The sequence below is a fragment of the Lederbergia graminis genome (assembly GCF_042655485.1).
Taxonomy (GTDB): Bacteria; Bacillota; Bacilli; order Bacillales; family Bacillaceae_C; genus Lederbergia; species Lederbergia graminis.
Window position 1 is genome coordinate 1 of record NZ_JBHSMC010000020.1, and the last position, 24071, is coordinate 24071.

Sequence of the window (24071 nt, forward strand, 5' to 3'; positions counted from 1 at the left end):
CTTGTTTCATTTTTGTTTTTCAAACTTGGTCACTCCCCAGAAAAGCATTATTAAACAATTGTAACATTTCTAGTGTCCATTATAAGGGGGTCGACCACTGGCACCGAAACAATTTATTCTACTGCTTCGATTAGGCCCATGTTTAGGCACGTGTCGATGAGTAGGGTTTTTTCTTTAGTTGGGAATTTTATCGTAAATTTGTCGGTATCTACATGTGCGATGGTTCCTGTTCCGAACACACGGTGTTTAACGATTTTCCCTTCAGTTATTTCTTCTTTTGCTTGGATCGCGTTCGGGTTGAATGGCACTTTGCCACTCTTTACTTTTTGTTCCACCTCTCTCTTAGTTGGAGGATTCAAGATGTTTTTCACATGCACTACAAATTCTGATACTTCGGTTTCGTTCCCATCTCGATTTCGATATGTAAGCAGTTCAAGCTTTTTCTTTGCTCTTGTCATCCCTACATAAAATAAACGAGTTGCTTCTTCCATTAAATTACCGGAAGCTCGGTCTTCTTTTGATGGGATGACTCCACTCACGCAATCAATCATATACACCTTTTCAAACTCTAACCCTTTGGAACTATGAAACGTCGAGAACGTAACTGCATTTTGCCCTTTTTTATGTTTCGCTTGTTGCATTACGTTTTTCAAATACGTTAATCGATTCGCAAATTCTTCTAATGTTTTTAGATGCTTGGCAATATCCTCGAGCGTGTTTAATATCCCAATTAAATAGTCCTTGCGAAAACCAAGGCGCTCACACATTTTATCAATCGCTTTTTCATAGCCAAGCTTTTCACGAATGAGCTTAATTGCACGAACTGGGGTCATCCCGTTCATTTCTTGAAATAGCTTTTTACATAACTGGATCTTCTTCACTTGATAATCCTGAACAGGGACAAACTTCAGTAAATTATCAAACACAGAATCGTGATTCGCGATCCTTTTTACAGCTTCCATCTGCTGCTTCGTAATATACGCATCAAACTTCGTATGAATTTTTTCTAATATATCAGGACGCTTATCGGTAAAAGACATCCTCATAAAATTAAGTATATCCTCGACAACCCAATGCGAGAAAAAGCGGTTATCGGCATCTTTCATATAAAACGGAATGCCAGCCCGGTCAAACTTGTTCATGAGTGTAATCGAAGAAGAGTTATTCCGGAACAACACAGCTACTTCTCGCAGGTTTTCGATGTCCTTAATTTCCTTCACTAAGTAGTTAGATTGCTCGTTGTAATCTTGAAAGTCGATAATTTTGATCGGTTCCGCTGTAGGATTATTCGTGAACATATTCTTCTCGTAACGATGTTTATTTCTTTTAATAAACTGATTCGCCGTGTCCACAATCTCTTTAGATGAGCGATAATTTTGCTCCATAAACAGCGTTACAGCGTTTGGATATACCTTTTTAAAATCTAGTAAATACGAAGGCTCCGCCCCTCTCCAACTATAAATCGATTGATCATCATCAGCCACCACACATAGATTTCCGTGTGTCTTCACGAGCTTTTCCATGATGGCATGCTGAACAAGTGAGGTGTCCTGACTTTCATCCGTTAACACATAATGGAATTTTTGTTGATATTTTCGCAGAATGTGAGAATCTTTCTCGAGTACTTCATTCCCGATCGTTAACATATCATCATAATCGATTAATAGCTTGCCCGGGTTGATGCGTTTGAACGCCTCGTATTTAGTGACAATTTGCACCGCTTTTGGGACATCGCAAGAAACAGAATTCCATTTTTCGGGAGGAAGCATTTTATTTTTCACATAACTGATGAAAGTCGTCAGCTCGTCCATCTGGTCTTCGGTAATGTTCTCGCCTGTGAGCGACTTAAACAAATTCCGTAAAATCATGTTCTTATGGAGATGTTGATTATCTGCATCCATTGTACCTTCAATAATATGAAAGTGGGTACGTGTTTTATAAAAATATTCTCGTACTATTTGAAACGCAAAACTATGTATTGTAGAGAAATCCACTGGTTGTAATTGTGGGAAAAAGCGTGCAAACCGCTCCTCCATGTCTTTCGCGGACGCCTTGCTGAACGTAACCGCCTTGATGTTAGAAGGATCTACACCCTTTTCTTCTATTATAAAACCAATTCTCATAATAATCGTCGTCGTTTTCCCAGAACCCGGTGAAGCTAACAATAGAAGTGGCCCCTCCGTCTGAAGAACAGCCTGCCTCTGCACATCATTAAGACGTACCCCTAGCTCCTCTTCCTTCCTCCTAAAAAAATCCACCATAGGGGTCCCTCCTTCCTCCACGGTGCCTGGCACCCGTACAATTCCAAACATTCCTAATGGTGCCGGTGCCTGGCACCGAAACATCTTGGCACCGAAACATCTCTTTCTCTATAATACTACCCATCCACTTCAGAAATCAAAAAAGTGCCTGGCACCCGAAACATTAGGAAATTTCTAAATTGTTCGGGTGCCTGGCACCTAGAATATTCTGATTTCTCGTACAGGGGTAGCTTGCATGGATTGGATTTGGGCTATTTGGTTTTGGGCTATTTCGGTTCTTGCGGCCATTGGGGAGTCGCTTTTGACGAAGCTGTCTCCTTTGATTGGGGATATGTACACGTACATCCCTTTTTCAACGAGTTCTTTTTCGTGTGCTTTTAATCCAACATCCCATGTGTCATTGTTACAGAAATTATCGTGAATCAGCTCTCCATCAATAAACGCGTATCCTATATCTCCTACATAATCAATTTGAAGCAGAAGTTCTTTCACATCCTCAAAGTCTTCCGCCCTAACATTAATTTTCGCTTTATTTTCCTTCACCATTGTCACATCAAGGTTAACCGTACGAGGAGAAATTGGAATTTGATACTGTTTAAACAAGCCTCCACCTGCTTTTTCCTCTAATACCTTCCCATTTGCCGTAAATCCACCACTCTCATGAGGGAACACCTTCATTTCGATATCATCCGAACCAGTATATTCCAATCTTACATGATCTTCATCGACTAATACGTTCGCATTCGTGATGACGATTTGCTCTTTCCCCTTAAACGTAAACTTCCAAAAATTCAAAGCATCTTCTTCCGTTATCGTGCAAATATTTATTTTTTCACCAGCGCTGGATATTAGCTTTATCGTGCTCATTGCATGTTCATGTACCTTCAAAATCGTATGACCTTCGACTTCCTCCACTGTACCACCATCAATCTGAATTTTCTCGATCTCGGTCGCATCAAAACTATACTCCCCACTCATTCCCTTAGGCATAAAAAAGAAATAATACATTTCGCCATCATGTTCTAGCTTTGTAATTAATTGCGTCGTGGAATACTTCAGCGTGCAGCCATTTAAATCCAAGTTATACGGTAAAATGCAGCACGTATCCTTTGCTAACGAAATAGAATCCCGCTTAGGCACCCTTAATTCTTCCTCGTCCAACGATAGCGTAATAGAGAATTCGTTCTGGTCGTTCATTTCCACATGGTCTTGGAAATTATTAATAAAAATAAATCCTGAATTTCCATCCGCCCTTACCGCATATCGTAATGTTTCCACATCATGCGGATCTATCGCATCGGCACCTTCTGGTAGAACGGTCTTCGTTTTACTAAAAATATCCTCAAAATCTTTATAAAAATAATGTTGTCGTTTCAACCGTTTATACGATTCTCTAATTTGACCAAATTCCCCGATCGCAGCTTGGTAGTCGTACGAAATTTTAGGTGTTGCAGTCTCATTTAAAAAAGGTGTTTTCTTCCCTTTTGGATTCGATCCGCCGTGAAACATATAATACCCTACGAAGTTACAGCCACCAGCCACCTTCATTTCCGACATCGCATCTACACTCGCAAACGGGAGCTTGAACCTATATTTGTAAAATACCGTCATTCCTCCACCCATTTCCGCACATGCAAATGGAATACTTTCAGTATCATATCTAGCTTCAAAGCCGTAATTTTCTTTTTCGTTATTATGAAAATCTCGGAAAATATATTCTGGAGTTGCTGGATGCTCCTTCACATCCCCATAGAAAATCCATGGCCAATACGCATAGCCACCCCATAAAGGCAGCACTTCATCAATCGGAGCGGATGCCCCACCCCATCCAGTACACGTGTAAATTGGTGTCTCTATCCCAACTTCGATCGCTAATTGTTTTAGCCTTTTAATATGGTCTTCTCCGTCATTTCCGCCAGTCACCCATTCATTGGAAGTACCTGTTGTCATCTCCCATGGAGCTGCTGAATGCTGATGCTCATTTTCCAATTGAGTTCCTATAATTGGCCCACCATCTTTAAATAATAATCCTTGTACTTGATGACTAATTTCCTTATATAATCTTTTCACATACACTAAATATTCCTCATCATTAGCACGCAATTCAAACGGTCTACCAAAAAGCCAATCTGGTAAACCACCATTTCTCACTTCACCGTGATCAAATGGACCAATGCGGATAATGACATTCACACCATGCTTGCCGCACAGTTCAATAAACCTTCTTAAGTTTTTATTTCCTTCCCATACAAATTTTCCTTGTTCTTCCTCATGATGATTCCAAAAAATATAGGTTGCGATAATATTGATGCCACCCATTTTCATCTTAATAATTTCATCTTCCCATTGCTCACAATGATACCGGCTATAATGAAACTCCCCACAAATCCCGAAAAAGGATTCTCCATTTCTCAGCATATAATAGTTCGTAAAACGGATATCTTCCCCATTCTTATTCGTTCCACCTAATGTAGTATTTGCTGGGTATATATCCTTTTTAATATTTTTTACTGCAATACGATAGTTCGTCATCTTAATCCTCCCAATCTATCATAAATTCATAGCATGAAAACTAATAGGGAAATCACTCCTTCCCTATTAGCTTCAGCACACGCTTATTACTGATTTCCTGGCCATGCAAATTCAAGACCAAGCTTTTCCTTCGCTTCTTTAAACGCTTTATTTTTATATTCATATAATTTATCGTATCCTAGTTTATCTTCCTGCTCTAACATTTCATCGTATAACGATTTAACTTCATCACTTGATTTTGCCATTACCATTTTTGCAGTCATTTGGCTACGGTAATCATCAATTTTCGTTTGGATACTTCCTTCTTCTGTTCCCCCTTGCGTATTGGTAGCTTCAAACGCGAGAGAGTAGAAAGAAAATTGCTCGAAATACGCATCCTTTTCTGCAATCGCAATATCATAAGGTGTTTTTGGCTCTGGAGAAGCCCTCATTACATAAATCCAGTTAATTAACCATGGCAAAGAGTCTGCTCCTGATTTCATGCGTGCTTGTGTCGGATCTTTTTCCAACTCTTTCTGATAGTCCTCTTTATATACGACTCTACCATCCTCATCTGGTTCCCAAGCGTAGCCTTTTGCTCCAAATTGTGCATTCAATACCATTTCTTCCGTTGATAAAAACTCTAGTAATTTAATAATCTCCGCTTTTTTCTTGGAGTTTTCCCCTATCATTGTCAATGTCCAACCAGAGATAGGACTTGGATCAAAATACATCTTGTTGCCAGCATCTCCTTTAATTGGACCTACTGCAACGTATAATGCTTTTGGATCCTGAGCTGCAAGACCTTCATACGTGATTAACGAATTCGTAAACGAGAATACACTTCCTGCGTTCACCTTTTCCTCTTTCTGTTGTTCCGTTAATGTTAATGAATCTTGTGGCAACAATCCTTCACGATATAATTCATTTAAAAATAGAAGTGACTCTAATGCCTCCGGAGTACGGATTTTCTCTTGATAATTTCCTTCTTTATCTTCTAATGGAGCTCCGAAGAATTGCATGATATTCGTTAAATCATAATAAGCAGGAATGACATCAAATCCGTTATATTTTAACTTCGCATCTTTCACTTTTTTCAAAGCCGCAATCGTTCCTGCCTTTGTGGAAAAATCTTCCGGTTCGATTCCTAATTGTTCCATGAAGTCTTTACGAGCGACTATACTCGTATGTGTTGGTAAATTTTCCGTAGACTCGAGTTGTTCTTCTGCATAGAAATAGTTTGGTAACCCATATAAGTGCCCATCTTCATTGCTGTACCAATCAATAACCGATTGTGGGACGTCAAAATTTGGTGCATGCTCCTTAATTAATTCATCAAGTGGAGCTACAAGTCCTGAGTTTTCTAACACTTTTCTTTGCGGTGCAATATTCCATACAGTAACGACATCTGGAATATCTTTCGATGCAATCATCGCCCCTAATTTTTCCGCATTACCGGAAATGAACTCAATTCTTAGGCCCGTTTCTTCTGTAATCAGCTTGTCTAACGCTACATTCTTTTCATCCCATTGCTTGCTATACCATTCACTATCAACAAACCAGCGAATCGTGTCCCCACTGCTAGAAGAAGCGTCATCCTTTTGCCCAAGACAACCAGAAAGAACTCCAACCACTATGACAGTAAGCAACAACCAAACTATTTTTTTCAATACCTCTTCCTCCCTTTATATTTATTCTGTAAAAACGCCTACTCTTTTATGGAACCTATCATGACACCCTTCACAAAATACTTTTGTAAAAACGGATAGATTACTAATATTGGAAGAGTGGTAGCAATCATCATTGCTAGTTTCAATGTTTCTGGACTAATTTGTTTCGCTTGTTCCGGAATTAACGCAGCAGCCTGCGCTCCCATCGAATGAGCGAACGATGCATCTGTCACAACTCGCATTAAAAATAACTGAATTGTTTGTAGCGATTTATCAGTCGTAAACATCATCGCATCGAAATACGAATTCCAGTGGTACACCCCATTAAACAAAGCGATGGCAGCTAATACTGGTTTCGAAAGTGGAATGATGAAACTGAAGAAAATTCGATATTCACCTGCTCCATCCATTTTTGCCGACTCAATTAACGTTTCTGGGATCGTTCTAAAAAATGACATCATGATAATCATGTTCCACACATTAAACAAAGCCGGAATGATGTAGACTAGGAAGTTATTTAAAAGACCTAACTTTTGATAGAGTAAATAAGTAGGTACTAAACCGCCCGCGAAAAACATCGTAATCATCATAAAAATCATGTAATAGCCTTTAAATTTCAAGTTTTTCCTAGACATTCCGTACGCGATCATTGCGGTAAACAGTACAGATGTAATCGTTCCAATCACAGTTCTACTCGCGGTTACAATATAGGCATTATAGATTGTAATATCGGAGAATACTGCTTTATAGTTAGATAGGGTAAATTCGCGTGGCCATAGAAAGACACCACCACGTAAATAATCTAGACCACTGTTGAAAGAACCAACAATCGAAAACCAGAAAGGAGCAAGCGTTAAGATGACAATGATTAACATGAAAACAATGACAAACGTATCAAAAACGATATCCTTAGCCGTTCGTATCTTCAATAATCCCACCCTCCTTTAAAATAAACTATTATCCGTAATCTTCTTCGAGAGATAATTGGCAACGATTAATAGAATTAAAGCTACGACAGATTTTGCCAATCCAACCGCAGTTGAATAGGAATATCTCATTTGTTGTAATCCAGTTTTATAAACATAAGTATCAAGTGTTTCACTCGTTTCTAAGTTAAGAGGATTTTGCAACACAAGGATTTGTTCAAAACCTGTACTTAAAATCGCACTTACCGCGAAAATAAACATAATAACGACCGTTCCAAGAATACTAGGTAAAGTGATATACCACATTTTCTGGAAGCGACCTGCGCCATCCATCGTTGCTGCTTCATATAGCTGAGGATCAACCCCTGAAATAGCGGCGATATAAATAATCGCTCCCCACCCTAATCCTTTCAACATCTCTCCGATGACTAAAATAAACCAGAAGTATTGTGCCTCTCCCATAAAGTTGATCGCTTGTTCGACAATCCCCATTTTCATGAGCAAAATATTAATAACACCATTCGTCGGAGATAATACATTCATAATAAAGCCACCAAATATAACCCAGGAGACAAAGTGTGGTAAATAAGAAATCGTTTGAACAAACGCTTTAAATCTCTTATTCATAATTTCATTTAATAATAGTGCGAAGATGATTGGGGCTGGAAAACCAAAAAACAGCAATAATGTATTAATCGCTAGCGTATTTTTCAGTACATTTGTAAAGTTTGGATCAACGAAAAACTCTCTAAAATGAGCAAGTCCAACCCAAGGGGAATCTGTAATACCTAAAAACAAATCGTATTCTTTAAAAGCAATGATCACCCCATACATTGGGATGTAAGCGAAAATAGCTAAAAATAGGAGAGCTGGCCAAACCATACTCTGTAATGCTAGTTGCGATTTTAATGTATGAAAAGACGCTTTTTTCTTCCCTAACTTTGGCGGTTGATTTGCTAACTCGACATTCCCTTTTATATTAATCCCCTCCTTAGAAAGCGTTTTCTTTATTATGGAGGATTATTTCTATAATAAAAATAGCTCGATTTTGGATTCTTTATCTTCTTTTTGGAAATTCTAACACTGTTCTGATAATTCGTATATTAGATGAGCTTTTAAAATATCTTATTTTTGGATTCTTTATCATATTTTTGGATTGCTATTTCTCAACGATGATACAAATGTTACAATAATTAAAACGCTTTCATAAATAGAGGGTTCGAATGATATGAATAACATATTAAATTTTAGTAGTTTAAAAGGAAAGATTACTTTTTCCTATATCTTGCTAATCTTACTCCCATTTATTTTAATCGCATTATATTCCTATCACCAATCATATCAATTCATTAACTCAGAGATTGAAAATAACTCCAGGAAAACTTTAACACAAGTAAAGCATGCGATAGAAAGCAAGATGAGTGTGTTAAAAAATACATCGATTAATATTTCATTCAATTACACGTTGAAACGATTTCTGTATGAACCGTACTCACAGGATGATTTTAGCTCCTATGAAATGTATTATTCCAACATACGTCCTCTCGTCCATTACGCGAAAACATATCAACGAGGCAACTTGAATAACTTATATGTTTATATGAATAATCCGACGATTCCCGAAGGTTTCGGATCCTTTTATCAAGAGGATCGCCTTCATAAGGAAGAGTGGTATATGCCATTTATTGAATCGGATGCGGATAATCGTTGGATTTATTTAGCGAATGAAAAAGGCACCAGTAGTAACGGAATATTTTCTCTCATTCAAAAAATCAATGCCGATAATGGTGTGTATTTAGGCATAACGAAGATTGATATTCAAAAAAATGACCTTTTTTCCATCTTAGATACCCCAGAAATGAATAAGGAACATATCTTCATCACGGATTCAAACAAGAAAGTTTTGTATGGCAATCCCACTTCGAAGCAGTTAGACAACATCTCAGTTAATAGCGCCACATCTTATAATAAAAATGGGTACAAATATGTCATTGAACATGTTGAAGACTTAAATATTTATCTTGTCTATGTTTCTAAAAGTGTCATATCCTTTTACTCCCAACAAATCATCATTTTATTTACATTCGTCATTATTGTCATACTAGCAATTTTAAGTTTCTATCTTGTTTTACAGCGCATTTTTAACACGATCAATCGAACTATCGAGCATATGCAAAAATCTACGAAAGATGGAAAGCTTGTCCCTTTAGAAGTGAATCGCCATGATGAAATAGGGCTTATGTTGAAAATTTTCAACAAGCTCATTATGCAAATAAATGATCTCATCCAAAAAATGATTCAAAAGGAAACGATGCAAAAAGATGCACAACTTAAAGCACTTCAAGCTCAAATAAAGCCGCATTTCATATACAATACAATCGGTTTATTTAGTGCAAAATCGGAGTTATCTGGTTTCTATGAAATATCGGATGCCTTTTCTGATTTTGGTAAAATGCTGCGCTATAACATGGACAACACGATGTACACCAGCCTTTGGCATGAAATAGAGTATGTGAAGCAATACATTCACTTGCAAAAGCTAAAATACGAGGATTTAGTTCGTTTTGAAGCGAATATTTCGATGGAGTTATGGGATGTAACGGTATTAAAATTCAGTTTCCAGCCAATTGTGGAAAACTCGATTAGGCATGGTTTTATGGAAGGTAGCGAGCTTCAAATCTTCATGTCCGTCGAACAAGTGGAGGACATTCTGTACTTTACAATCACAGATAACGGAAAAGGAATTCCGATGGAAAGGCGACACACACTTAATAAAAGCTTGGCATCCTCCCCTCAGCAGAAAGAGGATCACTATGAGCGAATCGGAATTCAAAATGTAAATAAACGAATAAAGTTGTATTTTGGAAGTGAGTTCGGAGTTTTCATCGATGAGGAAGTTGAAGAAGGAACAAAAGTAACCATAAAGATTCCATTTCAAGAAGGAGATGAGAATGTTGTATAAGTTGCTTATTGTAGATGATGAAAAAATCATTCGCCAATCGATTGAATCGAAAGTACGACGATTACAGCATCCTTTAGCAGCGATTTTACATGCTGAAAATGGCTTGGAAGCAAAAAACATCGTGCAAGAAACCGCACCAGACATCATTATTACGGATGTGTGTATGCCGAAAATGGATGGGATTGAACTCATCCAAGAGCTTGTACAGGTAGGAAGTAATTCGAAAATCATTGTATTAAGTGCCTTTGATGACTATGCTTTCGTGCGAAAAGCTTTTAAATATGGGGTGCTCGATTATTTAATAAAACCTATTAATACAGGAGAACTTCATCAGCAGCTCACTCGCATTTATAAAGATTTACATACGAAAGAGGGAGAAAATCTTGAAACTGAGCGGCATTCTCCTAACTCTATTATCAATATCGTGAAGGATTATGTCCGTAAGCATTATGACCGAAATATCACACTCTCTGAAGCTGCAAATCTCGTAAATATGAATTATTCCTACTTTAGTAAGCTTTTTAGCGAGGAAGCAAATGTGAGTTTTTCACAATATGTGATGCAGGTGCGAATGGAAAAAGCGAAAGAACTACTGACCGACCCGATCAATCGCATCAATGAGATATCGGAACGTGTCGGCTACTCGAACATCTATCATTTTTCACGTGCCTTTAAAAATTACGCAGGCTGCTCCCCCACTGATTTTAGAAAAACGGGTGTACGGTAATGGTGTAAGAAGCTCTGCAGTATCAGGTGAACTGCAGAGCTTTGTTGTATGTTAGCGGGCGGTTCCGCCACTAGCTATATTAATGTATCTCTTTAAAAATATTTAAGGACTCGAGCTTATTGCCTCTAAAATCAAACAGCGTTAAGTTAGCCCAATTATTATCATGTCCTACAGACCATTGTTTTTTAGATGGAATCCAACAAGGCTCCCAATAATATACCCCGACACCATGTTGATTTGGCGTTTGTTGAATGATGGTGATTAAGTCTTTCAAATACTTAGCTTGTCCTTCGACAGTTGCTGGATAGCCCTCTAATAGTTGCTCCTTGGAATTAAAAATAAATGGTAAGTTTACGTCATCGGATGACAATGTCCAAGGATAAGCGACCTCCACTACAATGATATCCTTCTTATAACGATCCGCTAGGTCATGAAGGTTATGCTCTAAATCTTGTAAACTTCCATGCCACCATGGATAATACGAAAGACCAATTATATCGTATTCAACTTTTAGCAGTGACATCCGATCGAAAAACTTTCTGCTTTTTTCGTTATCTCCACCACGATCGATATGAATCATTGTCGTAACTTTGTCTTCTTTTGTGATCGCATCTTGCAAACCAGTCATGCCTGCTTTGATTAATTGGGCGAGATTTTCCCATTGCTCATCCGTATCGAAACCGTCATCCATTACTCTCCCTTCATCCCAAAGCATGCCATTAATGATCTCATTGCCGATTTGCACCATATCCGGTAACACATCTTCCAGTTTCAGGGAGTGAATCGTGTGCCTTGTAAAATCGCGTACTGCCTCTACAAGCTGTGCGAATGTGTAGTTTTCCCATTCCTTTGGTTTCGTTTGTTTACCAGGGTCTGCCCAATAATCTGAGTAGTGAAAGTCTAATAAAAAGTGAAAGCCATGTTCTTTAATTCTTTTTGCAAATTGGATTGTTCGTTCTAGGTTGCAATATCCCCCTTCCGGATTATTCCATAATCGCAATCTGATGGAATTGATGCCGGATTCTTTCAATAGTGCGAGAACATCCACTCCCCTCCCAGCATCAAAAAACTTCCCACCTTCTGCCTCAATCTCATCCACAAAAGAAATATCTACCCCTTTAAGAAATGTACCACTCATACTACTGCCTCCTCACCCTCAAAAAATATTGCCACCGAAATTATCCTAAACCAAAAACCCTACTTTATATTATAATGGTGTTTAAGGTGCCAGGCACCCAAACAGTTCTAAATATTTGAAATCATTCCGGTGCCAGGCACCAAGGAGGATACGTTTTATGCAATCTATAGAAATACATATGTTATCAAGAGTGGCTAGTCATAATATGGAGGATATGGAGCGGATTGTGAGCATTGTTAATCACGTGTATGCCGTATCAGAGGATGGGTTGTGGCTAGATGGTGCAGAACGAACGTCAGTAGAAGAAATAGCAGAATTGGCTCGGAGCGGTGAGCTTGCGGTTGCTCAATACATGGGGAAAATCGTTGGGTGTGTTCGTGTTCACCGTCTCGATGAAGAAACGGCTGGTTTCGGCATGCTTGCAGTGGACGAGGAATACCAAGGAATGGGAATTGGACGAGACTTAATCCGTTTTGCAGAGGAGAAGTTCCAACAAGAAGGTTTTCATAAAGTGCAACTAGAGTTATTAGTACCACAGGAAGGTACACATCCCGCGAAAGAATTCTTGCGAAACTGGTATATGCGCTTAGGCTATCAACCAGTACAAACAGACTCTGTCGCAGATTCCATACCAGAATTAGCACAAATGCTCGCCCTTCCATGCCAATTTATCATATTTCACAAGTGCCTTTTCACAAGTGCCTGGCACCCGTACAATTAAAAACATTCTAAATCGTTTTGGTGCCTGGCACCAGAAAGATTCCGAATTGTTCCGGTGCCAGGCACCCAATCATTTATCCGCTAATTGTTTTCTGTTTTCCGCTAGTGGTGGTTGTTCCATCCAGTGATTTTGGATCATTATTTTTATCCAATCACCACTTACCTTAGAAACCTCTGTAATTGTAATTGTATATTTCGCTATTAAATCACGTCTTGGAGAAGATCCCAGCCCTGTTGAGTAATAGAATTGTGCTGTGGAAAGTAGAAATCCCACCTGAAACATCCAAAGCTTTTCAGAAAATGGAGAGGTAGTCGAATCCGTTATCTCTGCATCCCAAATAGGTGGGCTCGGCAAGTGTTCTTTCATCATGACATCTGAAAAGGTGCGAATATGTTTCTCTTTTATCTTTAGTGCCTGTTGTAGCAAACGCTTTGCAGAACCTTCTCCTACTACCTGTTGAGCAGCCAGGATGAAAGCCTTCGCGAATATGCTTTTCTTTAAATTGAAGTAAATATCGCTAATCTCCATACAACTTAGTGACCGCTTTTCTCCCAGCCATCCAGTGAGAAAATCATTGTCTTTTACAAACTCAACCTGTTTAGCAGGGGTAATAGAAGGTGGTCGATGATACAATCCCTTTTTTAGCAATAGATCTTTCGTTCGATTGCAAAGAGCTGTAGCTTGTTCCAAACAGTCGGTAAAATAGCTACGAATATCTTGTCTCGTACAGGTGGTGACTGCTGCACTATATCCATGACAGCCATGTAGAGACATTATATTAATGTAATTTAAACAGTAATCATCGGAAAACATCCTAGGGCATTGAGGCGTGTAATCATCATCCGTAAATCCTACAGGAATCGGATGTCCTTCTCTTTTGAAAAAGCTCTTTATTTTATTAATTTGTTTCTCTCCAAGGTTGACTGCAAATACTATTATATTCTTAATTTCATTATCTTCTATATGTTCCAGCATGTGGCGATGAATATACAGATTAGCTGTCTCGTTCATATATTGAGTCCAAAGAGCAGCAATTTCCGCAGCAGTTATTTGTGCTTTTTTGACTTCTTTCATATATAACACCTCTGTCATATCTTGCCGCTCTGCAGGTAAATAATACATATCAAATCTGACCTTCTCCCCTTGCAAATAAAGATGAGATAACAAAAAAATCCAGCCCATATATCAATAGGCTGGAAGTGCCTGGCACCCGCACAATTTAAAACATTCTAAATCGTTCCGGTGCCTGGCACCCAAAAGATTCGGAATTGTACCGGTGCCTGGCACCACCCAAACATCATTTCTTCCTGACAAGATGCAGTATTCCTTGTACTACCACCCCGGCAATTAGGCCGATGCCTGCGGCGAAGAATAGGGACATGAGTCCTGTTAGGTCTCCCCAGCCATCCATGTCTTTGCTGAATTGGGTGTACATCATGGTGAAGCCGATGATCAAACCGGCAAGGAAGATGAAAAATGTTGCCTTCATCCGCAATATATAAGCCGCTCCTGAAATTCCACCAAATATAATCGAAAGAATGGCGTATGCCAAGATATTTTGCCCTGTCACATCTTGATCTAACATTACTTTAACTCCGAAAAATAAAAGTAAAAAAGAAAGAATAAAAACAATGGAACCGACTGTGAAAAATTTTCTCACTTTCATTGTGAGTCCTCCCTTTACATAGGTAAGAAGTATGACTATCTCCTTTTATTATATGTGTAAATTGGCATTTAGAGTTAAGATTGCAATACTTTATTTTTAAAAGGAAAATCGAAATGACATACTTTCAACGTAAAGATGCCCACAACTAATTCATGCCCATATGCAAATCAAACCTCACCCAAAAAAGCTCCTAACCCTACTCTTTTAAAATAGTTCGTATATATTCTATTTCTTTCGCTAATCCTTCTCGCAATGATGTTGTTGGGGAATATCCTAAAATTGTTTGCGCATGGGAGATATCCGCGTGCGTATGTTTCGGTTCCCCGATTGATTTTTCCAAATAGGTTATGTTCGCTTTTTGATTTGTCAGTTCCTCTAATAATGCGATTATCTCATTAATTGTTGCCCGTTCCAATCCGCCAATATTAAACGTCTTGCCAACTGTATTTTCCTTGCTCATGACAGCGGCAGTACCAAGAACGCAATCATCAACGTATGTGAAGTCACGTGACTGTGTACCGTCACCGAAAAGTGTTAAAGGTTCATTTCGCAGTATTTGTTTGATAAAGCGGTGAAACGCCATATCAGGTCGCTGTCTTGGACCATAAACGGTAAAGTAGCGTAAAACCGTAACTGGTACATCGAAATTCTTTTCATATACGTTGCAAAGATGCTCCCCAGAAAGCTTTGTTACTCCATATGGGGATAGTGGTTCAGGGAGCAGGTCCTCTTGTACCATGCCATGTTTATTACCATATATAGAAGAAGTAGAGGCGTAGATGAATTTTGTAATCTTGGATGACTTTGCAGCTTCCAGTAGCCGCTGCGTTACAATAATGTTATTTTCAGCATAAGGTAGAAAATCTGCTCCCCAGCTCGCTCTAACTCCAGGAATTCCCGCTAAGTGATAGACAACATCCACATCTTGCAAAAGCTGTGTCAGATCAACCTGTAGCAGATTTGCTTGTATAAATTGAAAACGTGGGTGCTTCTCTAAATTTTGCATATTGATCAGCTTTAATGGTGGAGGTGTTGGTCCGATCAAACAATCTATACCGATCACTTCATGATTTTTCTGCTTTAATAAATGCTCACATAAATGCGATCCGATAAAACCTGCGCAACCAGTTACAAGTATTTTCATCCTCTACCAACCCCAATGTATTGAAATCCATAGCTTTCTAATAAATCTTTATCTAAACAATTCCTCGCATCGACAATGGTGTTTCCACGCATTAGTTGTTTTGCTTGCATCCAATCCATCGTTAAAAATTCTTTCCAGCCCGTGGCAACAATCGTGATGTCCGCATCTTTCAATGTATCTTGTAAATTAGGATGTTGTTGATTGTCTACCGTTAATTCGTTTGGCAACTGCGCCTTAGGATCATATGCATGAACGGTACATCCTAATTGATTTAGTTTTTTAATAAATTCAATTGCTCGTGATTCACGGATATCGTCTGTATCGGCCTTAAAGGCAATTCCTAACATCGCGATCTTCAAAGAGGATAAATCTGGAAAAACATCCATAATTTTATTTACATAGAAATCCATTTGTGTGTCATTTACTTTTTGAGTGGCATCTAATATGTGAGGTGTTATGTTTTTTTCCTTCGCGACGAAACTAAGCGATTGTAAGTCTTTCGGAAAACAAGAACCGCCATATCCTATGCCGGCTTGGAGAAAGGAATAACCTATTCTTGCGTCGGAACCAATCCCTTCCGCAATATGCGTGATGTCCGCCCCGAACATTTCACAAATTCGGGCCATCTCATTAATAAAAGAAATTTTCGTAGCTAGGAAGGCATTGGAGGCGTACTTAATCAGTTCTGCCCCTGAATAATTCGTAATAATAAAAGGTGCATGAATCCCATGATATAATTCCTTCACTTTTTGAATAATAGCTGGATTTTCTTCATGCAACCCAACGACAATCCGATCAGGGTGAAGCATATCATACACGGCAGACCCTTCCCGTAAAAATTCTGGATTTGAAACGAGGGTAAATTGATTAGAATTGTAGCCTTGATCGATAAGAGATTGATATATCGCTTCATTTGTTCCAGGTGGTACTGTACTTTTAATCATAATAATCTTATGGGAAGTAGCATATTTCATCATGCTAAAAACAGCTGAGTAAAGATAACTTAAATTGGAACTACCATCAGGCAATGGTGGAGTACCAACAGCAACGATAACCATTTCAGCGTTTTCCAAAGCTGTTCCTAGGTCGTTTGTAAAACTCAATCTTTGTTTATTTTTCAAGACAATTTCTTGTAGATTAGGTTCAAATATAGGGATAGAACCTTTTCTTAATGATTCTACTTTTTTCATATCAAGATCGACACAGATAACATGATTACCGATATCGGATAGAACGGCAGCTGTCGTTAAGCCTACATATCCTGCGCCAATCACGCAAACATTCATAAAAAAAAATCCCCTTTCCAGAACTTTTATTTTCAAAGAAAAAGATTGATTAGGTTGGATTTATATCTTCTTATCCTTTCTTATTAATAAATGAATAGCTTGGTATTTTTGTAAGTGCTATCGTCTATTTTGGAAGACGAATGTAGGATTTGTTTTCATTCACTAGACAAAGGGATCAGTGCTAGGATGTTTGGAGGAAATTTTTTAAATTAAAAGCTCTGTTAAACTCTGTTGTTGATTTTCGCTTCTGTACACTCGCTTTCCGCGAGCACGGCCTCAGCTAACTTGGCACAGAAAACCTGGATCTTCGGCTCGTGCTGTTCCCGCAGGAGTCTCGTGTACATCCGCTACAATCAACTAAGTTGTTAACAACAATGAACTATAACAGAGCCTAAAATAAAAAAAGTCAAAGTGAATTCACTTTGACTTTCTTCGGTGTGGATTTTATTGTTCATTGCTTTTCGTTTTCATATAAGCATCAATTTCATCTTTAATTTGCGGATTAATGTCTGGAGGGAGCTGATCGATTGGAAAGAATTGAACATCCGTCCCTTCCACCCCATCTGCTTGTAACGTTCCTCCAACAATCGTATTCGTTGTATAAATGGTGTTTACAGAATAAAATGGATCTCCATTCGGAAGCTTAATAAAATAGTCCTTACCAGATAAAATTTTCACAAGCTGTAATTCGGCAATTTCTAATCCCGTTTCTTCTTGAACTTCCCGTACTGCTGTTTCCTCTAAAGATTCACCTAATTCCATTAGACCACCAGGTAATCCCCATTTATTCGTGTCTGTTCGATTTTGTAGTAAAATATGTCCATGTTCATTAAATACCAATACTTTTGCACCTACTAGTATAAGCGGTCTTTTCCCTACTATTTTGCGTAATTCCTCCACGTAGCCTTTCTTTTTCCTTACCGGTTCTTTTATTAATGAATATAATCTTTGTTGCTCGATAATTTGTTTATTCACATCAAATTTTTCCTCAATGACTGCACGCGCTCTTCTCGTAAAATCTGCCCACACCTCTGGATGTTCGATAAAAAATCGGAACCCTTTTGCTATCTCGATAACATTATTTTCAGGAGCAAGATACCCCGTACGCATATGAGTAATCAATTCGGGTATTCCCGCATGTTGTGTAGAAACAACAGGCAGTCCGCTAGCCATCGCTTCTTTTAAAGCATTTGGAATTCCTTCGACATCGCCGCTACTAGCCGTTTGACTTGCAAGACAAAAAATATGAGCTTTTCTTAATTCATTTGCTACTTGTTTGGATTCCATCACACCCTTAAGGATGACAACATCATCTAGATCATACTGTCTAATTAATCGATTTATTATTTTCTCATCTTCACCTGTGCCAATAATATGCAATCTTGTTCTTGGATACATTGTGTGAATTAATCGAAAAGCTTTTATAAGGGGAATAAATCCTTTTTTCTCGACCAATCTTCCTACTGATAAAATTCTGATTTCCCCTTCTTCCGGGAGTGTCCGTTTCATAAAAGGGTAAAGGTTTAACTCGATTCCACCATGTAACACATGTATTTTATCTTCAGGAAACCCTAAGTCTTTTAATCCTTCCGCAAGATGTTGGCAAACTGGTAAAAAAAGTGCACCATGTTCCACTAAGCTTGCATATCTTTTCACATGTCTCTCATAAATCTCTGGTCTAGCTGAACCATCACGTCCGCGTATGCTAACAATCAAAGGGATATTATGTTCTATACAAACTGGGAGTATCTCCACCGCATCTCTTCCATGATGAGCATGAATGGCGATGACATTTTCTTTTTCAAAAAAGCTGTTCAAATCGTCTATTTCATTCATATTGTAGTAATGTTCGAATGGATATTCTGCATCTGGTGTATTTTCAAATGGTCCAATTACGATGGAATGATAATCGCTAATTTTTGTAATTTGGTTGTATATAAATCGTTGATGCGTCTTAATTTTTTCTCTTACATAATGAGCAATTGTTTTCAATTCCACTCACTTCCGTTTAAAAGATAGTCATATTTCTTTTTTTCAAAGTCCGCTATCTGAACGAAAGTTTCTTCATACTTGCCGATATTTTTTAATTTCACTTGACCCATTAGCTCGCTCATTTGTTTGTAAAATTCATGCGGGAACATGGAATCAGCTTTAAAAATATCTTTATACTGCAGGTCTTCCGTGCAAATAGCAAAGTAATGTTCAAATAACGGTTTTAATTTAGATAATTGATCTTTTTTAGCATTACGTGTTTGAGACATCATGAGAAAGCGAAAATCTTCTAGTGGTGGTCCGTAGTAGGCACGATCGAAATCAAGAACAAGAAAATTCCCATTATCTGTGACAAACGCATTATTCATGTTAAAATCTCCATGACAAATCGTAAATTGCTTCGACGTTTGTTCAAGATAACCTTCTACATCATACGTTTGTAGTTGCTGAAACGCACCACTTCCAATTTGAATAACCTCATTGATTGTTTCTTTTAAGGTGGAAGAACGAACAGAAGACCGCCATTTTGTTAATTCATCGAGTTTACTTTTATAACTTTTTAAAAATGTATTACTATCCGGAAACTCACCTTTTTCATTAAAATTCCATAAGGCTGGAAATCGTGCATGTACATGAAATTTTGCTAACGCTTCAACACGTTGTTTTTCATCGATCTTTTCCAAGTTTTGTACGAATTCCGTTAAATAGTAATATCCTTTCTGCGTGTGGACGTACTGTTGATTGTTGATGGTTGTATACACTTTTGGAACAGAAAATCCACTTTCAGATAAATAATAATGAAGCATGATTGGAAAAAGTGATTTTCCTTCCTTAATGAATTTTAATAAAAGCCACTTTTGATTTTTCGTATCCTGAAAGACCCAAACCTTGTTCACTTTCGGTTCGCTGATCAAAACTACATCTTGGATGGGCAAATGATACTCTTCCAGTACCTTCAGTAAAGCTTTCCTATTTTTGGGATTCAAATTTCAAACTCCTTTCTTTCCATAAAACCTGTAATTTACATAAAAAAAATTACTTATAAGTGCTTCGAATATATTGATTTGCCGTAATATAATCATCCAAAATACTAATATCAAATCTATTTCCATGGAGCATAACTCCATCATATTTTTCGGATGCAAGCATTTCATTAATGGCATCCGTTAGTTGAATTTCGCCTCCGACTCCTGGCTTCACCTGTTCTAAATAGGAGAAAATTTGTGGATTAAAAATATATCTGCCGATGACTGCATATTTAGAAGGCGGATTACTTACAGGCTTTTCTACAATATTTAAGATGCTAGCTATATCTTTTTCCACTAATTTGCAATCGACGACACCGTAGTTTGAGAGCAGCGTTTTTTCAACTTTATATAATCCCAATACACTTTTTTGATTTTTCTCATACAACTTCACCAATTGTCCTAAGCCAGCTTTCTCATGATCCAAAATAACTTCATCTGGTAACAACACAGCAAACGGCTCATCTCCAACAAATTGCTTCCCTAAAAGAATGGCATCACCAAGACCACTCGCATATGTTTGGCGAGTATATTGGATATGAACTTTTGGAAATTTGAGTTTCTCTAATAAATGTGTTTTTCCATTTTTCTCTAGAAAAGCTTCCAGTTCTAATGAGCGATCAAAATAATCAATAATTAAATTTTTCGAGCGTGACACAACTATTAATATTTCTTCAATTCCAGCCGCTATTGCTTCTTCCACGATATAATGAATGGCTGGCTTATCACCAATCGGGAATAATTCTTTCGGAACTACCTTAGTAATTGGCAATCCTCTCGTTCCATAACCAGCTGCTGGTATAATGGCTTTCTTTATCAACGTTTTACTTCCCCCCTTCTCCAATTGCTGTTACATGGGATGGAAACACCCGAACATTGGCAATATGTATAAATAGTAAATGTACATGTTAACCTTTTTGGCACTGCTAACGTCTATATTTAAACAAAAGAGTGCCTGGCACCCACTCTATTCTGAATGTTTAGAATAGAACGGGTGCCAGGCACCTAATTATTTATAGCTTTCGATCATATTGGCGATGTGGGCGTAGGCTCCGCCCGCGAGTAGTAGAGATGTAACCATAATTGCTTCTGCTAGTTCTTCGTTACTAGCACCAGCTTCGACTGCCTTTTTCGTATGAACATCGATGCAATATGGACATTGGGATGCGTGAGCAACTGCTACCGCGATAAGTTCTTTCATTTTAACAGACAATTTTCCAGCCTTCATTGCGGTTGTACTAAAATGGGTATATCCTTTAAACCCATCTGGTGCAAACTTACCTAATTGACCAAGTTGTTTCAAGTTCGATCGTTTATACAGCTCATCTTCGGCTTCGGAGTTTAAGGCATTGCTAGCATGTGTACTATGCGTTACCGCTCCTCCTGCTTCCACAGCGGCCACCACATATATTGCTTCAACCAATTCCTCCAGAGATGCACCTGCTTTTTTGGCACTTTTCGTATGTGTATCAATACAATACGGACACTCTGTCACATGCGTAATCGCTACTGCAATAATCTCCTTTTCCTTTTTAGAGAGAGCTCCATCTTTCAGTACACTCGAACTATATTCCAAAAAAGCTCGAGTCTGTTCTGGAGCAAGATCCCGCACCTGCCGTAAATTCTTCACATACTCTTTTGCATATAATGGGCTCGACATCGTATAACTTCCTTTCGTGTAAGGTCTTTCCTATTATTTGAATAAACTTTTAAAAGATACTATTACTACTACCCATTATACCCAAATCAAAACGGTGCCAGGCACCGGGACAATTCTGAATCTTTCGGGTGCCTGGCACCAAAACTATTCTAAATAGTGCGGGTGCCAGGCACTTTTTTACATGTGGGGCAGCCGCGTCCTTCTTTTACATGGGAGAGGTTGCGTTCGAAGGTGTGGCCGTTTTCGCATTGCCAGGTTAGTTTTGTGCGGGCATTTTTGTATTCGGTTGAGAGGCATTTCCAGCCTTTTTCTGCGGCAATGCGGTGCATTTCATTCGCATCTAGTCGTTGGGAAGCACCTGCTCGTTCTGTTTCGAAGCACTTTCTACACCAATTTCCTTTTTTTATTCGCCATGGTGTTGTGGAGAAGTGATGACCCTTTTCACATACAAAATCCATTTTTGTATCAACATTGATATACTCATTTGATAAACATTTTCCACCTTTTGCTTCAGCAATATCCTGTATTTCTTGAAGCTCACTTTTCGTAGGATAGTAGTTATCAAAATTAATATCTTCCGGCTCTATTTTAAACTGAAAACCTCTTTCGGAAAGCTCATTCACTATAAAAGAAACATGATCTGCTGGATCGACCGTATAAGGAATCACTAACAACTCAATTCCCAATTCTTCACAGCGTTTTTCCTTCAGCTTATCTCGTGCGATTCTATCTTCTAAGCTCATGTCACCTCGTGAGTAAAAGAAATCTACTTCCTCATAATGTTGTTTTCCATGATACTCAAAAGCAAGTTTTAACTCAGCATTATAGCCATCCAGTTCATATCCATCTAACACAGAATGATCTTTCACAAATTTCGTTTCAAATAACGATTCTAGTATAAAACGGCAGCGTTGCTCATTTAAATAAGTTGTACAGTTTGGACACCAATGCCCATTTAACACATGCTTTGGAATCGCATGGAATTGATGACCATTTGCACACTCCCATACTAAATGAGTAAACACATTTTTATAGGAAGTCGATAAACATTTACCGCCACGTTCTTTTGCGATTTTCTTCATTTTTTCAATCGAATTTTTATGCTTTCCGGCACAAAATGAACACCAATTTCCTCTTAAAATCTCAGCCGGTCTTGTTTCAAAAATATGACCTTCTCCACACTTGAACTGAAGTTTCGTAGATTTATTCACATATGTATCAGATAGACATTCTCCACCGCGTTCTTTCGCCATACGTTTCATGTCCTCTATCGTAACAGTTCCATAACTTTTTCTGTTTTCTTTTTTACGTGCGCATGTTGGACACCATGTTCCTTTGCGAATATGCTTTGGCAATGTCTCCCACACATGCCCTTCTGCACACTTCCATGTTAATTTTGTTAATTGATTAATATATTCTTCTGACAAGCACCATCCACCATTCTCTGCTGCCATTTGTCTCATGTCCTCGATCGTAAGTGTCTTTGCCATCGAATGCACCTCATTTTTTAAACAATTTCAACTATCATTCTATTATAATACGAAGTGACAATAATCGACATCATCTAGGTCTATTGGATCACTATCATGATATAATATTTGAAATATAAAAGATGAAAGGTATTTGATTTTTGTGAAAAAGTTCATTTACATCCTATTCCTACTGGTGATTGGTGTAATTACGGCCAATATTGTTCTTTGGTCTGATTATTTTGCAGACCGCAATACAACAGAAACAAATGAGAAAATAACGGAAGTTTCATCTAGCTCTTATGAAAATGAAGATCAAAGTGAATATGAATCTATCGAAGATACTATAGAAGATTTATCTACTGTAAAACCAGAAGCAGCCGGCGAAGTTGCCAACATCATTGCAGAAGGTGAGTATTCCGTGAATGATATTGAATTAGTCTATAGTTATTTCATGTCCGAGATTTATTGGGGAAACAACTATTTGTATAAAAATTTTGACGTGATTGCCGATGAATGGTTGGATCTAGATAGTTATAAAATTGAAATGATAGATTTATTAGAGGATTACAGCGCACTTGCTGGTAGACTCCGCGGTGGAAAAGGCCGAAACGGACTACCAGTGTTTGAGGACTTGCGAAAAGAATACGTGAAAGCGGTCGAGGAATTAACAAAGCTATCATTGCCTTACCGTGATGACATTACGTGGCTCGAAATCGTCAGCAGTGACGAGTGGGCGATACTTGAGGAAAAAACACACAACGCCTTTCAAATAAAAGAAGAACTACAACAAAACATCGCCACCTTCCTACGAGAAGTCTCAACCACACAAGCCTACCTCGTAGAAGAACGAATCCAACGCATGGAAAAAGAAAACGAAGACAGAGACAAGTGGCGGCGGTACTATTAAAAA

19 protein-coding genes and 1 pseudogene are annotated in these 24071 nt (G+C 38.2%); 4 read left to right on the top strand and 16 right to left on the bottom strand.

Going from position 1 to position 24071, the window contains the following annotated elements; all coding sequences use genetic code 11:
• Positions 1 to 113 precede the first annotated feature (113 nt).
• The 5 genes from ACFPM4_RS14375 to ACFPM4_RS14395 form a co-directional block, all read right to left on the bottom strand.
• Complete coding sequence (locus ACFPM4_RS14375; protein ID WP_382353007.1) at positions 114 to 2261, bottom strand: ATP-dependent helicase; 2148 nt, start codon at positions 2259 to 2261, stop codon at positions 114 to 116.
• A gap of 198 nt (positions 2262 to 2459) precedes the next feature.
• Complete coding sequence (locus ACFPM4_RS14380) at positions 2460 to 4793, bottom strand: beta-galactosidase (RefSeq protein ID WP_382353010.1); 2334 nt, start codon at positions 4791 to 4793, stop codon at positions 2460 to 2462.
• A gap of 86 nt (positions 4794 to 4879) precedes the next feature.
• A complete protein-coding gene (locus ACFPM4_RS14385; protein ID WP_382353013.1) occupies positions 4880 to 6442 on the bottom strand; it encodes a type 2 periplasmic-binding domain-containing protein in 1563 nt (520 codons plus the stop codon).
• Positions 6443 to 6480: 38 nt separating this feature from the next.
• Positions 6481 to 7380 (bottom strand): carbohydrate ABC transporter permease, encoded by a 900-nt coding sequence (locus ACFPM4_RS14390; RefSeq protein ID WP_382353016.1) that lies wholly within the window; start codon positions 7378 to 7380, stop codon positions 6481 to 6483.
• Positions 7381 to 7386: 6 nt separating this feature from the next.
• Entirely contained in the window at positions 7387 to 8250 is an 864-nt protein-coding gene (locus ACFPM4_RS14395; protein ID WP_382353019.1) for an ABC transporter permease, read from the bottom strand.
• A gap of 346 nt (positions 8251 to 8596) precedes the next feature.
• Between ACFPM4_RS14395 and ACFPM4_RS14400 the strand changes: the two genes are divergently transcribed.
• Together ACFPM4_RS14400 and ACFPM4_RS14405 are read left to right on the top strand one after the other, a co-directional pair.
• On the top strand, positions 8597 to 10330 hold the full coding sequence (locus ACFPM4_RS14400; protein ID WP_382353022.1) for a sensor histidine kinase: 1734 nt from the start codon (positions 8597 to 8599) through the stop codon (positions 10328 to 10330).
• Positions 10320 to 11057 (top strand): response regulator transcription factor, encoded by a 738-nt coding sequence (locus tag ACFPM4_RS14405; protein ID WP_382353025.1) that lies wholly within the window; start codon positions 10320 to 10322, stop codon positions 11055 to 11057. The genes ACFPM4_RS14400 and ACFPM4_RS14405 overlap by 11 nt, the downstream gene beginning before the upstream one ends.
• 79 nt (positions 11058 to 11136) lie before the next feature.
• Here ACFPM4_RS14405 and ACFPM4_RS14410 read toward each other — a convergent pair whose 3' ends face one another.
• Complete coding sequence (locus ACFPM4_RS14410) at positions 11137 to 12195, bottom strand: glycoside hydrolase family 53 protein (RefSeq protein ID WP_382353028.1); 1059 nt, start codon at positions 12193 to 12195, stop codon at positions 11137 to 11139.
• A 157-nt stretch (positions 12196 to 12352) separates the two neighbouring features.
• Between ACFPM4_RS14410 and ACFPM4_RS14415 the strand changes: the two genes are divergently transcribed.
• Complete coding sequence (locus ACFPM4_RS14415) at positions 12353 to 12916, top strand: GNAT family N-acetyltransferase (RefSeq protein WP_382353031.1); 564 nt, start codon at positions 12353 to 12355, stop codon at positions 12914 to 12916.
• Between the two features lie 69 nt (positions 12917 to 12985).
• On the opposite strand, the gene ACFPM4_RS14420 is transcribed toward ACFPM4_RS14415, so the two are convergent.
• The 10 genes and pseudogenes from ACFPM4_RS14420 to ACFPM4_RS14465 all read right to left on the bottom strand — a co-directional run bounded on the left by ACFPM4_RS14420 (position 12986) and on the right by ACFPM4_RS14465 (position 23179).
• A complete protein-coding gene (locus ACFPM4_RS14420) occupies positions 12986 to 13990 on the bottom strand; it encodes a DUF3231 family protein (RefSeq protein ID WP_382353034.1) in 1005 nt (334 codons plus the stop codon).
• A gap of 223 nt (positions 13991 to 14213) precedes the next feature.
• A complete protein-coding gene (locus tag ACFPM4_RS14425; protein WP_382353037.1) occupies positions 14214 to 14582 on the bottom strand; it encodes a hypothetical protein in 369 nt (122 codons plus the stop codon).
• 196 nt (positions 14583 to 14778) lie between these two features.
• Positions 14779 to 15726 (bottom strand): NAD-dependent epimerase/dehydratase family protein, encoded by a 948-nt coding sequence (locus ACFPM4_RS14430; protein WP_382353040.1) that lies wholly within the window; start codon positions 15724 to 15726, stop codon positions 14779 to 14781.
• Complete coding sequence (locus ACFPM4_RS14435) at positions 15723 to 17012, bottom strand: UDP-glucose dehydrogenase family protein (RefSeq protein ID WP_382353043.1); 1290 nt, start codon at positions 17010 to 17012, stop codon at positions 15723 to 15725. The genes ACFPM4_RS14430 and ACFPM4_RS14435 overlap by 4 nt, the downstream gene beginning before the upstream one ends.
• A gap of 444 nt (positions 17013 to 17456) precedes the next feature.
• Positions 17457 to 17945: an NUDIX hydrolase gene (locus ACFPM4_RS14440; protein WP_382353717.1), complete on the bottom strand. Its 489-nt coding sequence runs from the start codon at positions 17943 to 17945 to the stop codon at positions 17457 to 17459.
• Between the two features lie 78 nt (positions 17946 to 18023).
• Positions 18024 to 18848 (bottom strand): annotated as a pseudogene (locus ACFPM4_RS14445) (glycosyltransferase); the annotation flags it as partial.
• A 152-nt stretch (positions 18849 to 19000) separates the two neighbouring features.
• Positions 19001 to 19990 (bottom strand): phosphotransferase, encoded by a 990-nt coding sequence (locus tag ACFPM4_RS14450; protein ID WP_382353046.1) that lies wholly within the window; start codon positions 19988 to 19990, stop codon positions 19001 to 19003.
• Positions 19991 to 20039: 49 nt separating this feature from the next.
• Complete coding sequence (locus tag ACFPM4_RS14455) at positions 20040 to 20849, bottom strand: UTP--glucose-1-phosphate uridylyltransferase (RefSeq protein WP_382353049.1); 810 nt, start codon at positions 20847 to 20849, stop codon at positions 20040 to 20042.
• A 189-nt stretch (positions 20850 to 21038) separates the two neighbouring features.
• A complete protein-coding gene (locus ACFPM4_RS14460) occupies positions 21039 to 21689 on the bottom strand; it encodes a carboxymuconolactone decarboxylase family protein (RefSeq protein WP_382353052.1) in 651 nt (216 codons plus the stop codon).
• A 149-nt stretch (positions 21690 to 21838) separates the two neighbouring features.
• The gene (locus ACFPM4_RS14465) at positions 21839 to 23179 is read right to left on the bottom strand and encodes a PDDEXK family nuclease (RefSeq protein WP_382353055.1); all 1341 of its coding nucleotides are present in this window, start codon (positions 23177 to 23179) and stop codon (positions 21839 to 21841) included.
• A gap of 142 nt (positions 23180 to 23321) precedes the next feature.
• Here ACFPM4_RS14465 and ACFPM4_RS14470 point away from each other — a divergent pair, with 142 nt between their 5' ends.
• Positions 23322 to 24068 carry a hypothetical protein gene (locus tag ACFPM4_RS14470; protein ID WP_382353058.1) on the top strand — a complete coding sequence of 249 codons (747 nt, stop codon included), beginning with the start codon at positions 23322 to 23324 and terminating at the stop codon, positions 24066 to 24068.
• Positions 24069 to 24071 lie beyond the last annotated feature (3 nt).

Bases quoted from the DNA above. Each gene is read 5' to 3' on its own strand.
- ACFPM4_RS14400 (WP_382353022.1), top strand. From the start codon at position 8,597: ATGAATAACATATTAAATTTTAGTAGTTTAAAAGGAAAGATTACTTTT.
- ACFPM4_RS14435 (WP_382353043.1), bottom strand. From the start codon at position 17,012: ATGAATGTTTGCGTGATTGGCGCAGGATATGTAGGCTTAACGACAGCT.
- ACFPM4_RS14375 (WP_382353007.1), bottom strand. From the start codon at position 2,261: ATGGTGGATTTTTTTAGGAGGAAGGAAGAGGAGCTAGGGGTACGTCTT.
- ACFPM4_RS14405 (WP_382353025.1), top strand. From the start codon at position 10,320: ATGTTGTATAAGTTGCTTATTGTAGATGATGAAAAAATCATTCGCCAA.
- ACFPM4_RS14430 (WP_382353040.1), bottom strand. From the start codon at position 15,726: ATGAAAATACTTGTAACTGGTTGCGCAGGTTTTATCGGATCGCATTTA.
- ACFPM4_RS14395 (WP_382353019.1), bottom strand. From the start codon at position 8,250: ATGGTTTGGCCAGCTCTCCTATTTTTAGCTATTTTCGCTTACATCCCA.
- ACFPM4_RS14415 (WP_382353031.1), top strand. From the start codon at position 12,353: ATGCAATCTATAGAAATACATATGTTATCAAGAGTGGCTAGTCATAAT.
- ACFPM4_RS14465 (WP_382353055.1), bottom strand. From the start codon at position 23,179: ATGGCAAAGACACTTACGATCGAGGACATGAGACAAATGGCAGCAGAG.
- ACFPM4_RS14380 (WP_382353010.1), bottom strand. From the start codon at position 4,793: ATGACGAACTATCGTATTGCAGTAAAAAATATTAAAAAGGATATATAC.
- ACFPM4_RS14410 (WP_382353028.1), bottom strand. From the start codon at position 12,195: ATGAGTGGTACATTTCTTAAAGGGGTAGATATTTCTTTTGTGGATGAG.
- ACFPM4_RS14460 (WP_382353052.1), bottom strand. From the start codon at position 21,689: ATGTCGAGCCCATTATATGCAAAAGAGTATGTGAAGAATTTACGGCAG.
- ACFPM4_RS14420 (WP_382353034.1), bottom strand. From the start codon at position 13,990: ATGAAAGAAGTCAAAAAAGCACAAATAACTGCTGCGGAAATTGCTGCT.
- ACFPM4_RS14425 (WP_382353037.1), bottom strand. From the start codon at position 14,582: ATGAAAGTGAGAAAATTTTTCACAGTCGGTTCCATTGTTTTTATTCTT.